This is a genomic window from Planctomycetota bacterium (assembly GCA_039182125.1).
Taxonomy (GTDB): Bacteria; Planctomycetota; Phycisphaerae; order Tepidisphaerales; family Tepidisphaeraceae; genus JBCDCH01.
Map to the genome: position 1 here is coordinate 19,774 of JBCDCH010000027.1, position 17,321 is coordinate 37,094.

Annotated in this window: 13 protein-coding genes and 1 tRNA gene; 7 read left to right on the forward strand and 7 right to left on the reverse strand. The window is 65.1% G+C overall.

Annotation, left to right across the window (positions count from 1 at the left end):
* Genes AAGD32_09095 through AAGD32_09110 form a run of 4 tightly spaced genes read right to left on the reverse strand, consistent with a single transcriptional unit; the run spans position 1 to position 4,582 of the window.
* Complete coding sequence (locus AAGD32_09095; protein MEM8874403.1) at positions 1–1,830, reverse strand: hypothetical protein; 1,830 nt, start codon at positions 1,828–1,830, stop codon at positions 1–3.
* A gap of 53 nt (positions 1,831–1,883) precedes the next feature.
* On the reverse strand, positions 1,884–3,143 hold the full coding sequence (hemA, locus tag AAGD32_09100; protein MEM8874404.1) for a glutamyl-tRNA reductase: 1,260 nt from the start codon (positions 3,141–3,143) through the stop codon (positions 1,884–1,886).
* A gap of 3 nt (positions 3,144–3,146) precedes the next feature.
* A complete protein-coding gene (gene ccsA / locus AAGD32_09105) occupies positions 3,147–3,944 on the reverse strand; it encodes a cytochrome c biogenesis protein CcsA (protein MEM8874405.1) in 798 nt (265 codons plus the stop codon).
* Between the two features lie 53 nt (positions 3,945–3,997).
* Positions 3,998–4,582, reverse strand: coding sequence for a bifunctional precorrin-2 dehydrogenase/sirohydrochlorin ferrochelatase (locus AAGD32_09110; protein ID MEM8874406.1), 585 nt, complete (start codon positions 4,580–4,582; stop codon positions 3,998–4,000).
* Positions 4,583–4,619: 37 nt separating this feature from the next.
* Here AAGD32_09110 and AAGD32_09115 point away from each other — a divergent pair, with 37 nt between their 5' ends.
* The 4 genes from AAGD32_09115 (at position 4,620) to AAGD32_09130 (ending at position 9,416) form a co-directional block, all read left to right on the forward strand.
* The gene (locus tag AAGD32_09115; GenBank protein ID MEM8874407.1) at positions 4,620–5,519 is read left to right on the forward strand and encodes an aldo/keto reductase; all 900 of its coding nucleotides are present in this window, start codon (positions 4,620–4,622) and stop codon (positions 5,517–5,519) included.
* Positions 5,520–5,559: 40 nt separating this feature from the next.
* Positions 5,560–5,648, forward strand: a tRNA-Ser gene (locus AAGD32_09120).
* Between the two features lie 117 nt (positions 5,649–5,765).
* Positions 5,766–6,773: an anthranilate phosphoribosyltransferase gene (gene trpD, locus AAGD32_09125; GenBank protein ID MEM8874408.1), complete on the forward strand. Its 1,008-nt coding sequence runs from the start codon at positions 5,766–5,768 to the stop codon at positions 6,771–6,773.
* Between the two features lie 153 nt (positions 6,774–6,926).
* Positions 6,927–9,416 (forward strand): glycosyltransferase, encoded by a 2,490-nt coding sequence (locus AAGD32_09130; protein ID MEM8874409.1) that lies wholly within the window; start codon positions 6,927–6,929, stop codon positions 9,414–9,416.
* Here AAGD32_09130 and AAGD32_09135 read toward each other — a convergent pair.
* The gene (locus tag AAGD32_09135) at positions 9,413–10,294 is read right to left on the reverse strand and encodes a hypothetical protein (protein ID MEM8874410.1); all 882 of its coding nucleotides are present in this window, start codon (positions 10,292–10,294) and stop codon (positions 9,413–9,415) included. The two genes, AAGD32_09130 and AAGD32_09135, sit on opposite strands and share 4 nt — an antisense overlap.
* An 81-nt stretch (positions 10,295–10,375) precedes the next feature.
* Positions 10,376–11,245 (reverse strand): peptide chain release factor N(5)-glutamine methyltransferase, encoded by an 870-nt coding sequence (prmC, locus tag AAGD32_09140; GenBank protein ID MEM8874411.1) that lies wholly within the window; start codon positions 11,243–11,245, stop codon positions 10,376–10,378.
* 52 nt (positions 11,246–11,297) lie between these two features.
* On the opposite strand from prmC, the gene AAGD32_09145 reads away from it, so the two are divergent.
* The 3 genes from AAGD32_09145 to AAGD32_09155 are packed head-to-tail and all read left to right on the forward strand — an operon-like array spanning position 11,298 to position 16,165.
* Complete coding sequence (locus tag AAGD32_09145; GenBank protein MEM8874412.1) at positions 11,298–12,068, forward strand: XRE family transcriptional regulator; 771 nt, start codon at positions 11,298–11,300, stop codon at positions 12,066–12,068.
* Between the two features lie 53 nt (positions 12,069–12,121).
* Positions 12,122–13,498 (forward strand): DNA repair protein RadA, encoded by a 1,377-nt coding sequence (radA, locus tag AAGD32_09150; protein MEM8874413.1) that lies wholly within the window; start codon positions 12,122–12,124, stop codon positions 13,496–13,498.
* 39 nt (positions 13,499–13,537) lie between these two features.
* On the forward strand, positions 13,538–16,165 hold the full coding sequence (locus tag AAGD32_09155) for a hypothetical protein (protein MEM8874414.1): 2,628 nt from the start codon (positions 13,538–13,540) through the stop codon (positions 16,163–16,165).
* On the opposite strand, the gene AAGD32_09160 is transcribed toward AAGD32_09155, so the two are convergent.
* Positions 16,162–17,295 (reverse strand): hypothetical protein, encoded by a 1,134-nt coding sequence (locus AAGD32_09160; GenBank protein MEM8874415.1) that lies wholly within the window; start codon positions 17,293–17,295, stop codon positions 16,162–16,164. The two genes, AAGD32_09155 and AAGD32_09160, sit on opposite strands and share 4 nt — an antisense overlap.
* Positions 17,296–17,321 lie beyond the last annotated feature (26 nt).

Genomic DNA, 17,321 nt, shown 5'->3' on the forward strand with positions numbered 1-17,321 from the left:
CTACTCCGCCCCGCGTTCGACGACGAGCAGGGCCGGCCACGCGCCCGGTGCTTGCGGCGCCTCGAGATAGTTCGCGCCGGCCGTGCGGAGGTAGCCGGGTATGGCAACGATCAGCGCGTCGTCGGGCGCGTCACCGGCGTACGCATCGAGAGCGTCACCGCTCTGCACATCGAAGATCGTGCGGTAGCGCACATCCCGCGGCGGGTAGAACCACGCCTCGCCATCGCCGACAAGCACGACCGGCCGGCCCAGCGCGTCGGCCGCCGTCACCTGCTCGGCCACCGGGCCACGCACGAGTTGGAGGACATCTTCCGGGTTCGTCACACCGATCAACGGCTGGTAGGTCGTGAGATGTTTCGGGATCGACACGAGCGTCGCCACGAGGCACACGGCCGTCACCGCCCCGCCGACCCACCACCGCGGCAACACACACAAGATCGCCGCGACGGGAATCGCCGCCGTGAAAAAGCGCGACTGCAAATGCGTGGCGAACAGCCAGAAAACACCCCAAAACAAGAGAAAACCGACGGATATCGCCGCGGCACGGCGTTGATCCTCGGTAACCCGAACCGCCTTGCGAAACAACGCGGCTGTGCAGCCTGCAACGAGCGCCACGATCGGCAACACGAACCCGTAACGCACATCCACAACCACCTGTCGTACAAGCTCGCCAAACGCATTCATGTCCGCGGCGGCACTATGGGCCATCTGCCAGCGATCCACTTGCAGATCAGAAAAGTGCCCGACGCCGAACAAGCCCAACGCTTGGGGGAAGACCGGGTTGCCGGTCCATGCGACATTGCGGATGAGCCACGGGCTGAACACGGCGAGGCCGACGAGCACGGCGACCACGCCGCCGAGCTTTGCACGCCGGAACACGACCGCCGCCAACGGCACCGCGAGCAGCAACATCGGCACCGCCGTGTACTTCACCCCGCACGCCAGTCCGATCAGCCCGCCGACGACCGCCCATTCGCGTGTCGTCCTGCTCCGCAACAACCAGCCGAGCGCGAGTGCCGTGTACAGCATCAGCCCGCCCTCGTTGTACGCCACGCCGCCGAGCAGCACCGTCCACGGCACGCACGCGGCAAGAACGCCGGCGACTGCCTTCTGCAATCGCGACCCCGGCACCGCGCCGTACACCGCCAACGGCATCAACGCCATGAACGCAAAGTGCATCAGCTTCGCGAGGTACATGCCCTCGTAAGCCCCGCCGCGCAGGTGCATCGCGAGCAGGCCGTGCATCTCGACCGCAAGCGGGAAGTAGCCGTACACGTTGTGCGTCGGCTCGGTGATCCGACCCGCGTCGTGCCATTCGCGCGGGAGTTGCATGTGGTACCCGGCCACGTCGTAGCCGGCCGGCTCGATGCCCCACGACATCTCCGGCCAGAGCAGCCCGGGATACACCGTCGCTGCGGCCAACGCGATGCCGAGTGGGACGGCCGGGATGAGCAAAACCCAGTGTGACTTCGCCCGGACGTCCAACCGCTTCTGCAACCGTTCGCGGTGGACGTATCCGTGCCCGACGGCCAACACGATCCCGACCGCGAGCAGCGCAAACCCCACGACCTGCGACAACACCCCCGCCAATCCGAGCAGCAACACCGCCAGCGAGATCACGCCCAACCCCAAGCCGATCGCCGTGACCTCGGCGAGCACGTCCGCCCTTTTGACCAACCACCGCCCAAGTCCGTATGCCGCCACCAACACCGCCGCCGCATACGGCGACTCCGCGAGCACCGTCACCAAGAACGCCGCCCACGACGATCCCGCCACGACGCCGCCAACGGCCACAGTCAAGATCGGGAGTGCGAGCAGGACGTACTTCATCCCCCCACGATAAGCATTGCCCGACGAAAACCCACGCGTCCGGCCGTGGGCGCTCACTCATTGTCGAGGTTGAACAACTCCGCCAATGCATGCTGATAAGCATGCCCCTCGCCACGACGCCGCAGGGCTTTCACAGGATCGTGCATGAGCTTGTTCACCAGTTTGCGGCGGAAGTCCTCGAGCCTTGCCCGCTGTGTCTCGTCCAGATCCGGCATCGTCGCCAGCAGTGCGTCAAGCTCCAACTTGCTGCGGTCGTGCTGCTTCTTGTACAGCGCGGCGATCGTCGGGCCGAGCTCGCGTTGGCGGTTCCAGACAGTGAATTGTTCGACGTGACGGGCGACGATCGCCTCGGCGTCGGCGAGCGCTTCCTGTCGCCCGGCGGTGGTCCGACTCACCACGCGTTGCAGGTCGTCGACGTCATAGCGGTACACCGATTCGAGCTCGCCGCAGGCAACCTCGACATTGCGGGGTACGGCCACGTCGATCAGAAACATCGGCCGATACCGACGCCTGCTCATCAACGGCTCGAGCATGTCGACCGTGAGGACCGCCGTGTCGGCTCCGGTGCCGAAGGCGGCGACGTCGGCTTCGACCAAGGCTTGTTCGAGGTTCTCCCATGGCACTGTTTCGCCGCCGTGGGCTTGGCGCAGCGATTCGGCCCGGTCGGCGCTGCGATTGCATAGCAGCATCCGCTTCGGCTTCTGGTCCACGAACGATCGCGCCACGAGCCGAGCCATTTTCCCGGCACCGACGACGAGCACGGTCTGCTTGCCGAAGTCACCGAAAATCTGCCGGGCGTAGTCGACAGCGACCGACGCGATGCTGACCCGCCCCTCGCCGAGCGCGGTCTCGTGGAGCACCTGCTTGCCGACTTGCAACGCGCGTTGGAACAACGGATGCAACCGTTTACCAATGGTGCCCTCGGCTTGCGCGGTGGCGTAGGCGGCCTTGACCTGCCCGAGGATTTGCGTTTCGCCCACGACCATCGACCCCATGCCGGCCGACACACGGAAAAGGTGTTCGGTCGCGGCCCGGCCGGCGAGCTGGTACACGCTCTGGGTCAACGCCGCCGGGTCCGCGCCGCGCATGGCCGCGAGTTCGGCGACGAGCCGGGCGTCGTCCCACGGCTCCTCGGCGGCGTGTACCAACTCCACGCGGTTGCACGTCGAGATCAGCACGAACTCGCCGTCGGGCTTGCGTTGCCGGAGCGTCCGCAACGCCTCGACCTGTTTGACCGGTGGGAACGCCATGCGCTCGCGCACGTCCAGCGCCGCGGTGGTGTGGTTCAGTCCCAGCAGGCGGATCTTGCGCATGAACTACATGAACTGGACGGTGACGAGAACGCCGAGCATGACGACGAAGCCGGCGATGGACAACGACGCCGCCGCCCGGCCACGAAAGCGCGGGTGCAACGGCGCGTGGAGCACGAGCAGATAAACGACCCACGCGGCGACGGCGAGTGTGATCTTCGTGTCGGCCGCCGCCGCATCGCCGAGGTAACGCCAGCGCCAAACACCGGTCAGCAGCCCGACGGTGAGCAACGCGAACCCGGTGACGGCGGCATAGAAGGTGACGCGCTCGAGGTTGCTCAACGACCCAAGTCCGGGCAGTGGATCGGCATGGTCGCGGAGGCGTTGACGGAGTACGAGGTAGGCGGTGCCGCCGGCCGCCGCGAGTGCGAACGCCGCCGCCCCGCCGTAGCTGCTCACGCGATGAACCCAGTGCCATAGCGAGTCCAGGTGATAGTCCTGCGGCCGAGTCGCGCCGAACACGCCCGCCGCGACAAGCAACACCGCCGCGACGACCGGCAGCGTCGCGTCGAGCCAGCCGAAACGTTTGCCGACGAGCCCGACGTGTAGCGGCAGAGCGATGGCGAACAACGCAAGGCACAACAACGCGTCGAAGTTGTCCCGCATCGGCAGCCAGTTGCCCCGCTCGGCCATGTGGGCAACGAGCGCGACGGCCGAGAGCGTCACCGCAACACCCTGCACCCAACGCAGCGGCGCGTCCTTGCCACGCAAACGAGCGAGGCCGGCCCATCCCGCCGACACCGACGCAAGCGCGGCCCCGCCGATGAGCATCAACGGCAGCGGATTGACGTGCGGTGCCGGCATCGAACCGTGACTGTACGCCACACCCCGAAAACTGCACGAATTGTCGCACGCCGCTAACGAATATGTTGGTCGACGAGACGGCGGACGGCGGCGAAGCCCACCGTGGCTGCATCGAGCGCATCGTCACGGACGAGCCGACGGAACAACGCCCGGCGGTCCTGCAAGGGGACATGCTCGATGATCCACGGCCGCAGTTCGGCCATCACCCGCGCCATCGCCGCGATCCGCGGATCGGGTCGCAACTCGTCGAGCAAACGTTTGCTCAGCGCCGGGCTGCCGGTGGTGGCGGTGATGGTGATGTCGCCGTCGGTGCGATGCGGCGGGGTCGAAAAGTCGGCACGGACCTGCCCCTCGCCGGGATCGGCGCGGTTGCAAAGCACGCCGTAGTCGCGGGCCGCCTTGCACACTGCGTCGTTCACGTCGGCCCGGTTGGTCGCGGCGAACACCATCCGCTTGCCGGCAAGGTGGACGGGGTTGAACCGGTCGACGATGCGGATGACTTCGGCCGGCACGTCGCCGAACTCCGGCGAAACCATCGTCACCCGAGCCCCGTGTTCCAACAGCCCCTCGGCCTTTCGAGCCGCGACGGTCCCGCCACCCACGACCAGCACCGGCCAGGTTTCAATGTTCAGAAGCATCGGCAACGGAAACACGCACACCAGTCTAACGTCTCCCATGGCCCTGCAACGACGAACTCTCGGTAAAACCCATCTCGACGTCTCCGTGCTAGGCTGGGGATGTGCTCCGGTGAGCTTTTTGAAGACCGATGCCGACCGCGCGGAAAGGGTCGCCCACACCCTCCTCGACGCAGGCGTCAACCTGATCGACACCGCGACGGCCTACCCCGGCAGTCACCAGTTCATCGGCAAGCATCTGGCCGATCGCCGCGATGAGTTCGTGATCGTGTCCAAGGTCGGCACGCCCGGCGGCGACGGTGATGCGTTCGCGCCGGAGAAACTCAAGAAGCAGGTCGACGCGGCGCTGGCCGGGATGAAAACCGACCGGGTCGATGTCATGCTCATCCACTCGTGCGATCTGCACACCCTTGAGATGGACGAGGCCCTGGGTGCGCTCGTCGAGTGCCGAGATGCGGGGAAAATCTTGCACGTCGGTTACTCCGGCGACAACGAAGCGGCGGCGTTCGCGTGTCGGCTGCCGGATATTGCCGTGCTCGAGACCAGCGTCAACATCGCCGACCAAGCCAACATCGACAGCGCGCTCGCCAAGGCCTCGACTCACAACGTCGGCGTCATCGCCAAGCGGCCCGTCGCCAACGCCGCGTGGAAACATGTTGACGATCGCGAGGGGCTGTACAAGAAGTACGCCGCGACCTACGCCGATCGACTCGACAAGATGAACCTCGACCCCGCTGCCCACGGCTTCGAATGGGCCGAGCTCGCGTTGCGGTTCACCCTCGCCCAGCCGATCACGTGCGCGATCACCGGCACGACCAACCCCGACCACGCGGCGGCGAACCTCGACCTCGCCGCCAAAGGGCCGCTCGATGACGACGTCGTGACCGCCATCCGGCGGGCCTTCGCCGATGCCGCCGACAACTGGACGGCCCAGATGTGACGGGTAAAATCTTGCCCGCCCATACCGGCGGCAACAACCCGGAGAGGTGGCCGAGTGGCTTAAGGCAACGCTTTGCTAAAGCGTCGTAGGGGTCAAACCCTACCGGAGGTTCGAATCCTCTCCTCTCCGCTGAGCAAACGCACCCGTGACCGTAAGGTCGCGGGTGTTTGTGTTTGCACGGTGTCGTTACACCTCAACACCCGATCGACATTCAGCATGGTCGCAATGCCCCGCTACACTCGACCCATGCGGGAACTCTTGTCGAAACTGATCGGTGGCGAGCATCTCACGGCCGAAGAGACGCGGTGGGCGTTTGAGCAGATCATGTCCGGGACGGCCGAGCCGATCGCGGTCGGGGCGCTGCTTGCCGGGCTGGCCTGTCGTGGGCCGGCCGCCTCGGAGTTGGTCGGTGCCGCGACGGTCATGCGTGAGAAGGCCCGCAAGATCAATGCGGGCGATTTTGATCCCGTCCTCGACACCTGCGGCACCGGCGGCGACGTGACCGGCACGTTCAACATCTCCACGGCCGCCGCCCTCATCGCCGCCGCCGCCGGAGTCAAGGTTGTCAAGCACGGCAACCGCTCCGCCTCCAGCAAGTCCGGCAGCGCGGACGTGCTCGAATGCCTGGGCGTTTACCTCGACGCGCCGTCACACGTCGAACGGCAGTGCCTGGAAGAGGCCAACATCTGCTTTGCCTTCGCCCGCAACCACCACCCGGCGATGCGCAACGTCGCGGAGATCCGCCAGAAGCTGGGCGTGCCGACCCTTTTCAACCTGCTCGGCCCGCTGACCAACCCCGGCGGTGCGGGCTACCAATTGCTCGGCGTGTTCGCGCCCGACCTGACCGAAATCATGGCCCACGCGCTCAAGGAACTGGGCACCAAGCGGGCGTGGGTCTGCCACGGACACTCCGGACTCGACGAGCTTTCCACCCTCAGTAGGACGCAAATCAGCGAAGTCCGCGACGGGCAAGTCACGACCTGGACGCTCGACCCGGCCGACCTCGGGCTAAAAACCCCTGAACTATCTGACCTGCAGGTCGACGGCCCGGCCGCGTCGGCCAAGGCGATCGAGGCGATTTTCGAGGGCGAAACCGGCCCACGCCGCGACATCGCCCTACTCAACGCGGCGGGCGCGTTGGTCGTGGTCGGCAAGGCGAACGACCTCGCCGACGGCATGACGCAGGCGGCCGCCACGATCGACGACGGCCGGGCCAAGGCGACGCTCCAAGCTCTGATCCGTGCATCCAAGTAACGACATTTGCACCCGAAACTAACTTTGACGCTACACTTGGCACATACGTTGCACATGCGCCGGCCCCATGTTGGTGCTCTCGACAGTGCGCCGTGTCGTGGTAGGGCGAACTGGCTTGGGAAGGACACCGCTCCCCTTTCAACGGACTAGCCCGTGACCAACGCACCAAAACGCATCGACCTGCACTGCCACTCCGACGCGTCGAACAAGACCGGCGAGGCGATGCTTAACATGATCTCCTGCCCCGAGAGCTACTCTCGGCCACAGGACGTCTACGCCCAGGCTCTGCGGCGTGGCATGGACTTCGTCACGCTCACCGACCACGACACGATCGCCGGCGCGCTGCGCATCGCCGACATGCCGGACGTGCTGGTTGGCGAGGAGGTCACCGTCCGTTTCCCCGAGGACGGCTGCAAGATTCACCTGCTCGTCTTCGGCCACACCCAGGCCCAGCACGACGAACTACAGGCGATGCGCGACAACATTTACGATGTCGCGAACTACCTCCTTAAGCACAACCTCGCCCACTCGGTCGCCCACCCGATCTACCGGCAGAACGACATGCTCTTCCGCTGGCATCTCGAGCGGATGCTGCTTTTGTTCAAGGGGTTCGAGTGCCTCAACGGCGCCCACTCGCCGGTACATCGTGAGGCGTTCGAGCCGTTGCTCGACAAGCTGACCGAGTCGGAGATCGAGCGCCTGGCCCACGTGCATGGCATCGACCCGCTCTGGCCCGAGCCACACGTCAAGAGCCGCACCGCCGGCAGCGATGACCACGGTCAGCTCAACATCGGCCGCACGTACACCGAGTTTCCCGCCGACACCGAGACCGTCGAGGACGTCCTCGAGGCGCTCCGCACCGGTCGCACGGCCCCCGGCGGCGAATCGGGCTCGACGCCGAAACTCGCGCACCAGTTCTACGGCGTCGCGATGCGGTACTACGCCGCCGAGCGGAACAAGGAACGCAAAGCGTCACTCGCCAAGGACCTGCTCAACACGCTCACGGGTCACGCCCCGATGCCGAGCAAGACGCGCCTCGCCTGGACGCTGGCCAAGAGCAAGGTCCGCAAGTCGCTTGCCCTGCGGAAGGAGCCGGACCGCGGCACCAAGAAACTCGGCGGCATGTTCTTCCGCGCCGCCCGACGCCACTCCGGGGATCATCCCGAACTTTGGACCGCCCTGCGTGAAGGCCTGCCTCCGTTGGGCGAGCACGAGAAGTTTTTCGAGCTGGTCAACTCGATCAACCGCGACGTCAGCAGCGATCTCGTGGAGGAGCTTTTCGACGCTTTCCGCAACGGCCAGTTCGCCCGGCTGTTCGACGGCTTCGGGGCGGTGCTGGCCCACCAGTTCGTGCTCGCGCCGTACTACTTCGCGCTGTTCCACCAGAACAAGGAACGCAAGCTCCTGCCCGAGATCACCCGGCAGACCAAGCCGATGACCGCCGGGAATCTCAAGGTCGGGCTTTTCACCGACACCCTCGACGAGATCAACGGCGTCGGCCGGTTCATCCGCGACATGGGCGTGCAGGCTGGCCGCATCGGGCGCGATCTCACGATCCACACCTCGGTCGCCAAACCCGTCTTCGACGTGCCCAACCGGCGGAACTTCGAGCCGTTGCTGTCGCGGCCGATGCCGTATTACGCCGAATCGGACCTTTCGCTCAACATTCCACCGCTGCTGGAGATGCTCGAGTTCGTCGATCGTCAGCAGTACGACGTGATCCACATTTCCACCCCCGGCCCGGTCGGCATTGTCGGCTATGCGGCGGCGAAGATGCTGCGTGTGCCGGTGCTGATGACCTACCACACCGACTTCCCCGCATACGTGCAGGAACTCACCGGCGACCATCGCATCGCCGGCAACTGCCGCCGGGCGATGTCGTGGCTCTACGGCCAGGCGGCGGCTGTCTTCAGCCGCTCGGTCGCGTACCAGTACAACCTCCGTGAACTCGGCGTCGCCGAAGAGAAACTCCGCCTCATCACGCCTGGCATCGACACCGAGAAGTTCAGGCCGCAACCGACCGACCTGTGGGACACCCTGCCCCACGCGGACCGGCCGAACAAGCTCTTGTACGTCGGCCGAGTGAGCGTCGAGAAGAATCTGCCGCTGTTGGTCGAAACCTTCAAGCAACTCGCCGCCGTGCGAAACGACGTCCGGCTCGTGGTCGCGGGCGTCGGCCCGTACCTCGAAACGATGAAGGCCGAGTTGGCCGGGCTGCCGGTTCACTTCACCGGCGGGCTCGACGACGAACAACTCCGCCCGCTCTACGCCGGGGCCGACCTGTTCGTCTTCCCGTCCCGCACCGACACGCTCGGCCAAGTCGTCATGGAAGCGCAAGCGTCGGCGCTGCCGGCGATCGTCTCCGAGACCGGCGGCCCACGCGAAACCATCGAGGACAACATCACCGGCCTCGTACGCCCGGCGACCGATCCAACCGTCTGGACCAACGCCATCAACGAATTACTCGATCAGCCAGGGAAACTGGCCGCGATGCGTGTCGCTGCCGAGCAACGTCGGTCGCGTTGGAGCCTCGAACGGACGTTCGAAGGATTTTGGGCCGAGCACCTCGCGGCCGTCGTTCCGCCGCCGACGAGCGATCACCACGCGGTACCGACCCCGGTCCAGCCACCCATGCCGGCCTAACGCCGACGACGGAGTAGCAACCCGCCCAGTGCCATCACCGCAAGCCCGCCCGGCTCCGGCACCGGATCACCCGGCACCAGTTCCAACTGCAACGAAGCGTTGTCGAACCCGGCGTCGATGTACGTACCAAGCACGAGTTCGGTCCGTGCCCAGAACGAGATGTACCGCGTGTTTTCGGGGATGATGACCTCGTCGGTCACGACCTTGTTCACGCCATTCCACGGACCTTCATTGATCTCGGGCTGGTACCCGTGCTTGCCGAGGTCATCGACACGAAGCACTTGGCCGTCTTCGTCGAGATACCGCAACTCGAACTCGACGGTGTCGTAGCCGTAGATCGCCTCGACCGACACGTTGAGCCGATCGGTGGGCACGAGTTCGATCTCGACCGGACCGTTGTTGGGTCCGTCGCCGGGGTCGGGGCCATCGCTTGGCGCGGGCCCGTCGCCGGGTGGGACATAGCCGGGGATGTGATACGGCAAGTTCGCCTGATCGGTCGAAGGGAAGACGACGGTTTCGACGTTCGAGCGGTTTTGCGATGCGTCACCGCCGACGATGATCGTCGGGAAGGTGAGACTATCCAGGTCGATCGCCTGAAGCAGTGTCCCCCACGGCATCGAAATCGGCCCCGCGTTGAACGGCGTCGCGAACTGCGACTCGTCCGTTGGCACCATGCCCGACGCACCGAGCGGCCCGGTGACAACCTCCCATTTGCGGCCGCCGTAAGCGTTGTCCTCTTCCCAACCGGTGTAATCACCGGTCTCGAAGTTGCCGTTGACCAGCAGTTCCTGGAAGAACTCGACCTGCCCGAAGGCGGAGGATGCCGTGATTGCGGTGCCGACAGCGAGAGCGGCGGCGAGGTGGTGCGATCGTGCCATGTGTGTTTCCGTTGATCCGGCGGCGGGGTTCGGAGAAAACATGTCGCGCGAACCAGACCCCGGCAAACGAAAACACCCTGTTTACGAGGCTAAATGCATCGTCAACACACGCGGCCTGCGAGCCAGATCACGCACGATCTGCCGGTCAGTAAAACTGGGAAAGCCCTGCGCCAATGCCAAAGCGTTTTCGCCTTGGTCAAATGCAATTTCCAGCGCGAGCAGTCCGCCGGGTTCGAGAAAGCTATCGGCCTCGGCGAGGATGCGTCGGTGCGGGTCGAGACCGTCAGGCCCACCGTCCAGCGCGAGCATCGGCTCGTGATCGCGCACGTTGCGATCGAGTCCGACCAACTGATCCGTCGCGATGTACGGCGGGTTGGCGACAACGGCATCGAACGTGCAACCCGCCACCGGCGCGAACAAGTCGCCGGCAACCACCTCGACGCGGTCGCCAAGCCCGTGCTTCTCGACGTTCCGACGCGCAAGCGCGACCGCCTCGTCGGCGATGTCGACCGCGACCACACGTGCCGTTGAAATCTGCATCGCGATCGCCAGCGCGACACTTCCTGTCCCCGTGCAAAGGTCCAGCACCGTCGGCGACTCGACCGGCTTCAAGTGCGCTATCGCCTCTTCCACGAGCGTTTCGGTGTCCGGCCGCGGGATGAGCACGCCCGGCTCAACGTCGAGTTCGAGGTTGAAGAAGTACGCTTTGCCGACGAGGTACTGGATCGGCTCATGCTCGCCGGCACGCTTCACCAGATCGCGGAACTCGGTGAGTTCGTCGGTGGCGAGGGGACGGTCGTGGTCGGTGTAGAGCTGAATCCGCCGGAGCGAAAGCACGTGCCCGAGCAACATCTCCGCCGAGAGCCGGGGGCTGTCGATACCCTTGCGATCGAGGAATGAGGTTGTCCATTCGATGAGTCGGCGGACCGTCCATGTCTCCGTTGCCGGCATGGCGTGAGCGTAGCGCATGACGAGCCGAACGCCCACGGTTAGGATGACGGCGATGCCCTCCGATGCCTCACCCCTCGGCCAACGCATCCGCGACGCGCGGCAAGGGCTCGGGCTCACACTCGACGAAGTCGCCGGACGCACGGGCATCTCCAAGCCCTACCTGTCGCTCATCGAAACCGGCCGTGTGAGTAACCCGCCGAGCACGGAAAAACTCGAAGCACTCGAACGGGCTTTGGGACTGCCGCCAAGAGTGCTGGTTCATCATGCGGAGTTGATGCGGACGCCGCCGCATGTGCGGAGTGTGTTGGCGAAGCTGCTCAAGGCCGGCGAGAACGACGAAGGCCTCGACCTGGACGCGGCATACCTTGACGGCTTGCTCCACGATGCGGCCGAGTCGACCGGCAACGTCGGCGAACCCGTCGAGCTGCAGCGCGGCGTGCCGATCATCAACAAGGTCGCCGCCGGCTATCCGCACGACTTCACCGACCTCGACTACCCGCCACGCGTCGCCGACGACTACCTCGCCGTCCCCGGGCTCAACGACCCCGACGCCTTCGCCACCCGCGTCCACGGCGACTCGATGCAGCCCAAGTACAACGAGGGCGACATCGTCGTGTTTTCCCCCGCCCTCGCCCCCCGGCCCGGCGACGATTGCTTCGTCCGCTTCGCCGACGGCACGACCACGTTCAAGCGCGTTTTCCCCGAAGACGACGCGGTCCGCCTACAACCACGCAACGAGAAGTACCGATCGCAGACGATCGCGATGGGTGAAGTCGCCGGCATATACCGCGCCGTCTACCGCTTCGAACGCGTTGACAAGTAACGGCGGCTTGGCACGTTCGCTTCAGCGAACACGCTCGCCCTACCATTACCCTAATGGCTAAAACCCGCTCCCAGTTCCTCTGCAACTCGTGCGGCAGCGTGCATCCGAAGTGGATGGGCAAGTGCCCGGACTGCGGGACGTGGGATTCGCTCGAAGAGTTCAAGGAGGCGAAGACCGACGCGCGGGACGCCGTGGGTGTTCGCAGTACGGGGGACTTGGCCGGCGGTGCGGAAGCGTTGACGCTCGACGCGATCGACACGGCCGACGCGCCGCGAATCACGACCGGCATCGGCGAGTTCGATCGCGTGCTCGGCGGCGGGTTCGTCGCGGGGTCGGCGGTGCTTGTCGGAGGGGAGCCGGGAATCGGGAAGTCGACGCTCCTGCTACAAGCCGCGGCAGAGCTCGCCAAGCACGGCACGCCGGTCATGTACGTCACCAGCGAAGAGTCCGCCCGACAGACCAAGCTGCGTGCCGAGCGGCTCGGCCTGGCGAAGACCGACAGCCTACGAATCTTGGCCGAGACCAACCTCGAACGCGTCCGCCATCAGCTCGACAAGCACAAACCCGCCGTCGCGATCGTCGACTCGATCCAGATGGTGTACAAGCCCGACCTCCCCGCAGCGCCCGGTTCGGTCACGCAGCTGCGCGACGGATGCATGGACCTGGTCTACCACGCCAAGCGGACCGGCTGCGCGATCGGCATCGTCGGCCACGTCACCAAGCAAGGCACCCTCGCCGGCCCGAAGATCATCGAGCACATCGTCGACACCGTCATCTACTTCGAAGGCGACCGCTTCCACAGCCACCGCATCGTCCGCGGCATCAAAAACCGCTTCGGCTCCACCCACGAAGTTGGCCTGTTCGAGATGACCGGCACCGGACTCGCCGAGGTCAAAGACCCCGCCGGGCTGTTCGCGACGCAGCATCCCGACGGCGCGCCCAGCGGCTCGGTGCTGACGTGCGTCTCGCAAGGCTCACGTTCGTTGCTTGTCGAAGTTCAAGCACTCACCGCCAGCAGCGTCGTCGGCGCCGCACGTCGCAAGGTCAGCGGCATCTCCGCCGACCGCGTGTCGATGATCATCGCGGTGCTCGAAAAACGCTGTGATGTGCGTCTCGCGGCAGACGACGTGTTCGTCAACATCGCCGGCGGCGTAAAGATCGCCGAACCCGCGGCCGACCTCGCCGTCGCCCTTGCCATCGCATCGGCCCACTTCAATCGCCCACTCCCGCCCGGCACCCTCGCCCTCGGCGAGCTCGGCCTCGGCGGTGAAGTCCGCCCCGTCCCCCAGATCGAAGGCCGCCTCAAGGAAGCCGCCCGCCTCGGCGTCGGCCACGCCGTCGTCCCCCCACTGCCCACCAAACCCGCCCTCAAAGGCACCGCCCTCCACGAAGTCCGCCGCCTCCAGCAGGCGATGGGCGATCTGGTGTGAGTGACTCGATGACCGAACTTCCGTTAGGATCAAACACGCATGACCATCTCGGGGGCAAAGCTCGGTAAGACCATTCGGGGGTTTGGCATCGTCGGACTCGTGGGCGGGGTCGCGACGTCGCTCGGCATCGATATCGCCGGCTTTCTCGGAACCCCTGGCGATCCCAACCTACTCGCCGGCTCGATCGCCGGACTCGTCGGCGGGTCGGCGGCGGTGGTCGACCTCTTTAACCAATCCTCACAAGGCAAAACGCTGCAACGGGCCGCGCGCTATCTGAAGGCGCTCGGCCGTGAACGGGCGGTGGATCTCGAGGCAATCGCCGACGCACTACGCCAAGCCGGCGTTGCCGAGCATATCGTCGCCGACCACACCAGCAAGGGTCCGCTGCACGGCATGCTCGTCTTGATCCACCTCGATCAGAAGAAGCAGCTCGACGCATTCCTCGACAAGCACCGCGAGCTAGCCAACGAACTTACCAAAGCCCTGGCCGATCGTGTCGAACAGCTGCGGATCCTCGGCTCGATCGCTCTCAGCGAACTGCTCGCGCTGCAGAAGGTGCAAGACGAGCGGCACGAGCAGGTCATGACCGCCGTCGCGGAGCTGCAACGGTTCGCGCGTGAATCGAAGAAGCGCCCCGTCCTCGACCTTGTCGACTTACGTTGGGACGAGAAGCGTCGCGACATCGACAACCCCTTCGTCGCATCCGCGCGGCGTGTGCCGATGGTTGGAAGATCCGCGGAAATGGCTGAGCTCTGGCATTTCCTCAACGAAGACGACGGACCGAACACCCGTTGGTGGCTGTGGCATGGCCCGGGCGGCTACGGCAAAACGCGTCTCGCGCTCGAACTCTGTTTCGAGGCGGCCGCGCGTAGCTGGTATGCCGGCTTTCTGCCCCGAGACTCGAAGTTTGAAGCATGGGACGAGGCCACGTTCGACAAGCCGACGCTCATCGTCGTCGACTACGTCGCCGAGCGACCGAAGGCGGTGGCCAGTGCGATCGCGGCCCTGTGCAAACGTGCGAAAACGATCGGCCAACGCATTCGCTTCCTACTGCTGGAACGCTCACCGGACGATCAGTGGCGAACGACGTTCAACACCGAGCCCGACTCGACCGGCGAGGTGTTGCTGCGCCAAGCGAACTGGCAGAACGACCCCAACGACAACAGCGGCCGACGAATCGAGACAATCGCGACGAAACACCTCTGGGACGCGATGCGTTATGTCTTCGATCTCCGTGAGATCGAAACACTTGCCGCCTTCCAGACGCTCCGCGCTTTGCAGCGAATCGACCCCGAACGCCGACCGCTGTACGCGGCCCTCGCCGCAGACGCGATCGCCGATGTCGGCTTGGACAAAGCCCAACAGTGGGACGGCTCGCAGCTACTCAACCACCTGCTGCGGCGCGAACTCAAGCGCCTGCACAAGCTCGGCGTCACGAAGCCGGAGTTGAACGCGCTCACCCTGGCAACGCTGATCGGAGGAATCACCCTTAAGCCGGAAGGCAACCCCGAACCGATCGCCAAGCTCATCGAATCCAGGATGTTCCCCGATCCAAACGCCCATCACGACAAGCCCGACGAAGCCGACGCACACAACAACCGCTGGTCCGCATTACATCGCTTCGCCGGATCGGATGACACATCTTCGCCCTACACACTCCCGCCGCTCCAACCCGACATCTTCGGCAGCTATTTCCTCCTCCAACGCCTCCGCGGCCGCAACCCCAACGCCTTGCCCAACGCGAAACCCGACCCGCAGGTCGAGCGCGACACAGCCGAACTGGTTCAAGCTGCATGGTCGACCGACCCGTTGAACACCGCCATCGTCATCTACCGCCTGGGCCGCGATCATCCTCTCGAAACCGCCACCATCAATCGACTTGAACCACGGTCGAACCTTCTGCTGTGGTCGATGATTTGTGTCAACTTTACGAGCCGGCTTGGTGATCGCAGCATGATGGACGAAGCCCAGGTCCTACTCGACCGACTCCACACACGCGTCCGGGATGATGACACCGACGACATACGTCTCGAACTCACCAAAACCTCCGCGAACGTCGCGACCGCATGGGTCAAGGCTAACGAGCCGGAGCATGCCCAAGCCGTACTCGACCGACTCCACATACGCGTCCGCGACGATGACACCGACGACATACGCCTCCAACTCGCCAACACCTCCGCGAACGTCGCGACCGCATGGGTCAAGGCTAACGAGCCGGAGCGTGCCCAAGTCGTACTCGACCGACTCCACATACGCGTCCGCGACGATGACATCGACGACATACGTCTCGCGCTCGCCAGAACGTGCATCAAGGCTGTTGACGCTTGGATGGAAGATGAGCACCCGAGTGATGCAGCAAGAGCAGTCGAAATCGTTCGCTCAAGGTTTATGCGTCCGGCAAACGAGGATGTGCGGTTCCATTTTGCTCTTGCCCGCTTTGGCGTTGCATGGAGTTGGGATAATGCCGGCGAAAAATCGAAAGCATGCGAGGCGTGCCGCGAAGTCGCAGGGAGCATGCACGAACTCGCGGGTGTTGATGCCTCCTACCTTAGATATTGCGTCTCTACTCTTGCCTTCGCCCGACGACTCGGCTGCGACTGGGTCGAGGGGTTCGCGGCGGAGCATGGGTATGAGTTGCTGCCGCCCGCGTCGCCGGAGGATGACTAGTCGCCCTGCACTTCGCGTTTGACCATCTCCGCGTACGGCTCGGCGTAGAGGTCGGTGTAGAGTTGCCAGATGCCGCTGCGGAACGCGGCGCGGTCGATGCGGCGGTGGCGGTCCCAGAGGCGGACGCTGTCCCAGAGCGCTAGGCCGTCGGCACCGGCGGCGACGCTGCCGTGAATGTGGGCGACGGCGTCCTCGGCGTCGATCGGGGTGAACGCCTTGGCCGCGTTGGAGGGGTGGTACAAGCCCCAGACGTAGGGGATGACCTGGCGATCGCCGCCGTCCTCGGCATTGGCCAGGTCGGCGAGTCGGCGGGCTTCGCCGACGTTGAGTTCGACGTAGCCGCGACCGTCGTTGCCGCCGTTGTGGTAGAAATTGTAGATCGTCGGAAAGAGGATGTCGGATGCCCGCACCGTCGGCATCGACGCCTCGTTGCGTTCGCGCCATTCGTCGGCGCGGGCGTCGGTTTTCTCCCACGCGTCAGGCCAGGTCCTGCGCTGCACCGTGAGGCCGTAGTAGCCGACCCTCGTGCCGGGGATGGTCTCACGGACGACCTCGGCACTGCGGACGAAAATCTCGTTGGCCCGGCGTTCCCACTCGCGGGCGGTAAGCGCTTCGACCTGTTCGTCGGTCATGTGACGCACGGCATCGGGATTGCGCTCGCGGATCTGCTCTATCGCAAGAGCGCGGTACTTGGCGTCGACCCGTTCCCAGGCGATCGGCCACGCCTCGAAATCGAAACAAAGCACGCCGGCCGCCCGAACGCGATCGCCGATGAACGTCGGCTTGGCATCGCGACGGGTCAGTTGCTCGCGGAGCTTGGCGAGGTGGAGGTTGAGATTGTGGCCGATCGGCGTACCACCGTAGACAGGCGTGCCGTCCTTCTCGATCCGAGGCCAAAAACCAAAGATATGCTCGGCCATCGTCGGGATCACGCCGACGATCGGCACCCCCTCTGGCACCGGGAACACCTCGGGCGATCCCGCCCAATACAGCGGCAACGGGTTGTCCCTTGCGACCAGCTCAACGACCGGCCGACGCGTCACGTCGGTCACCGACCAGCGGTCCACCAGCGACCCCGGCTGACCGGCCGACTGAACGAGCATGAGCACCGACAAGACAAGAAGTTTCATACCGACTCCACCGTGTTACACCCGGG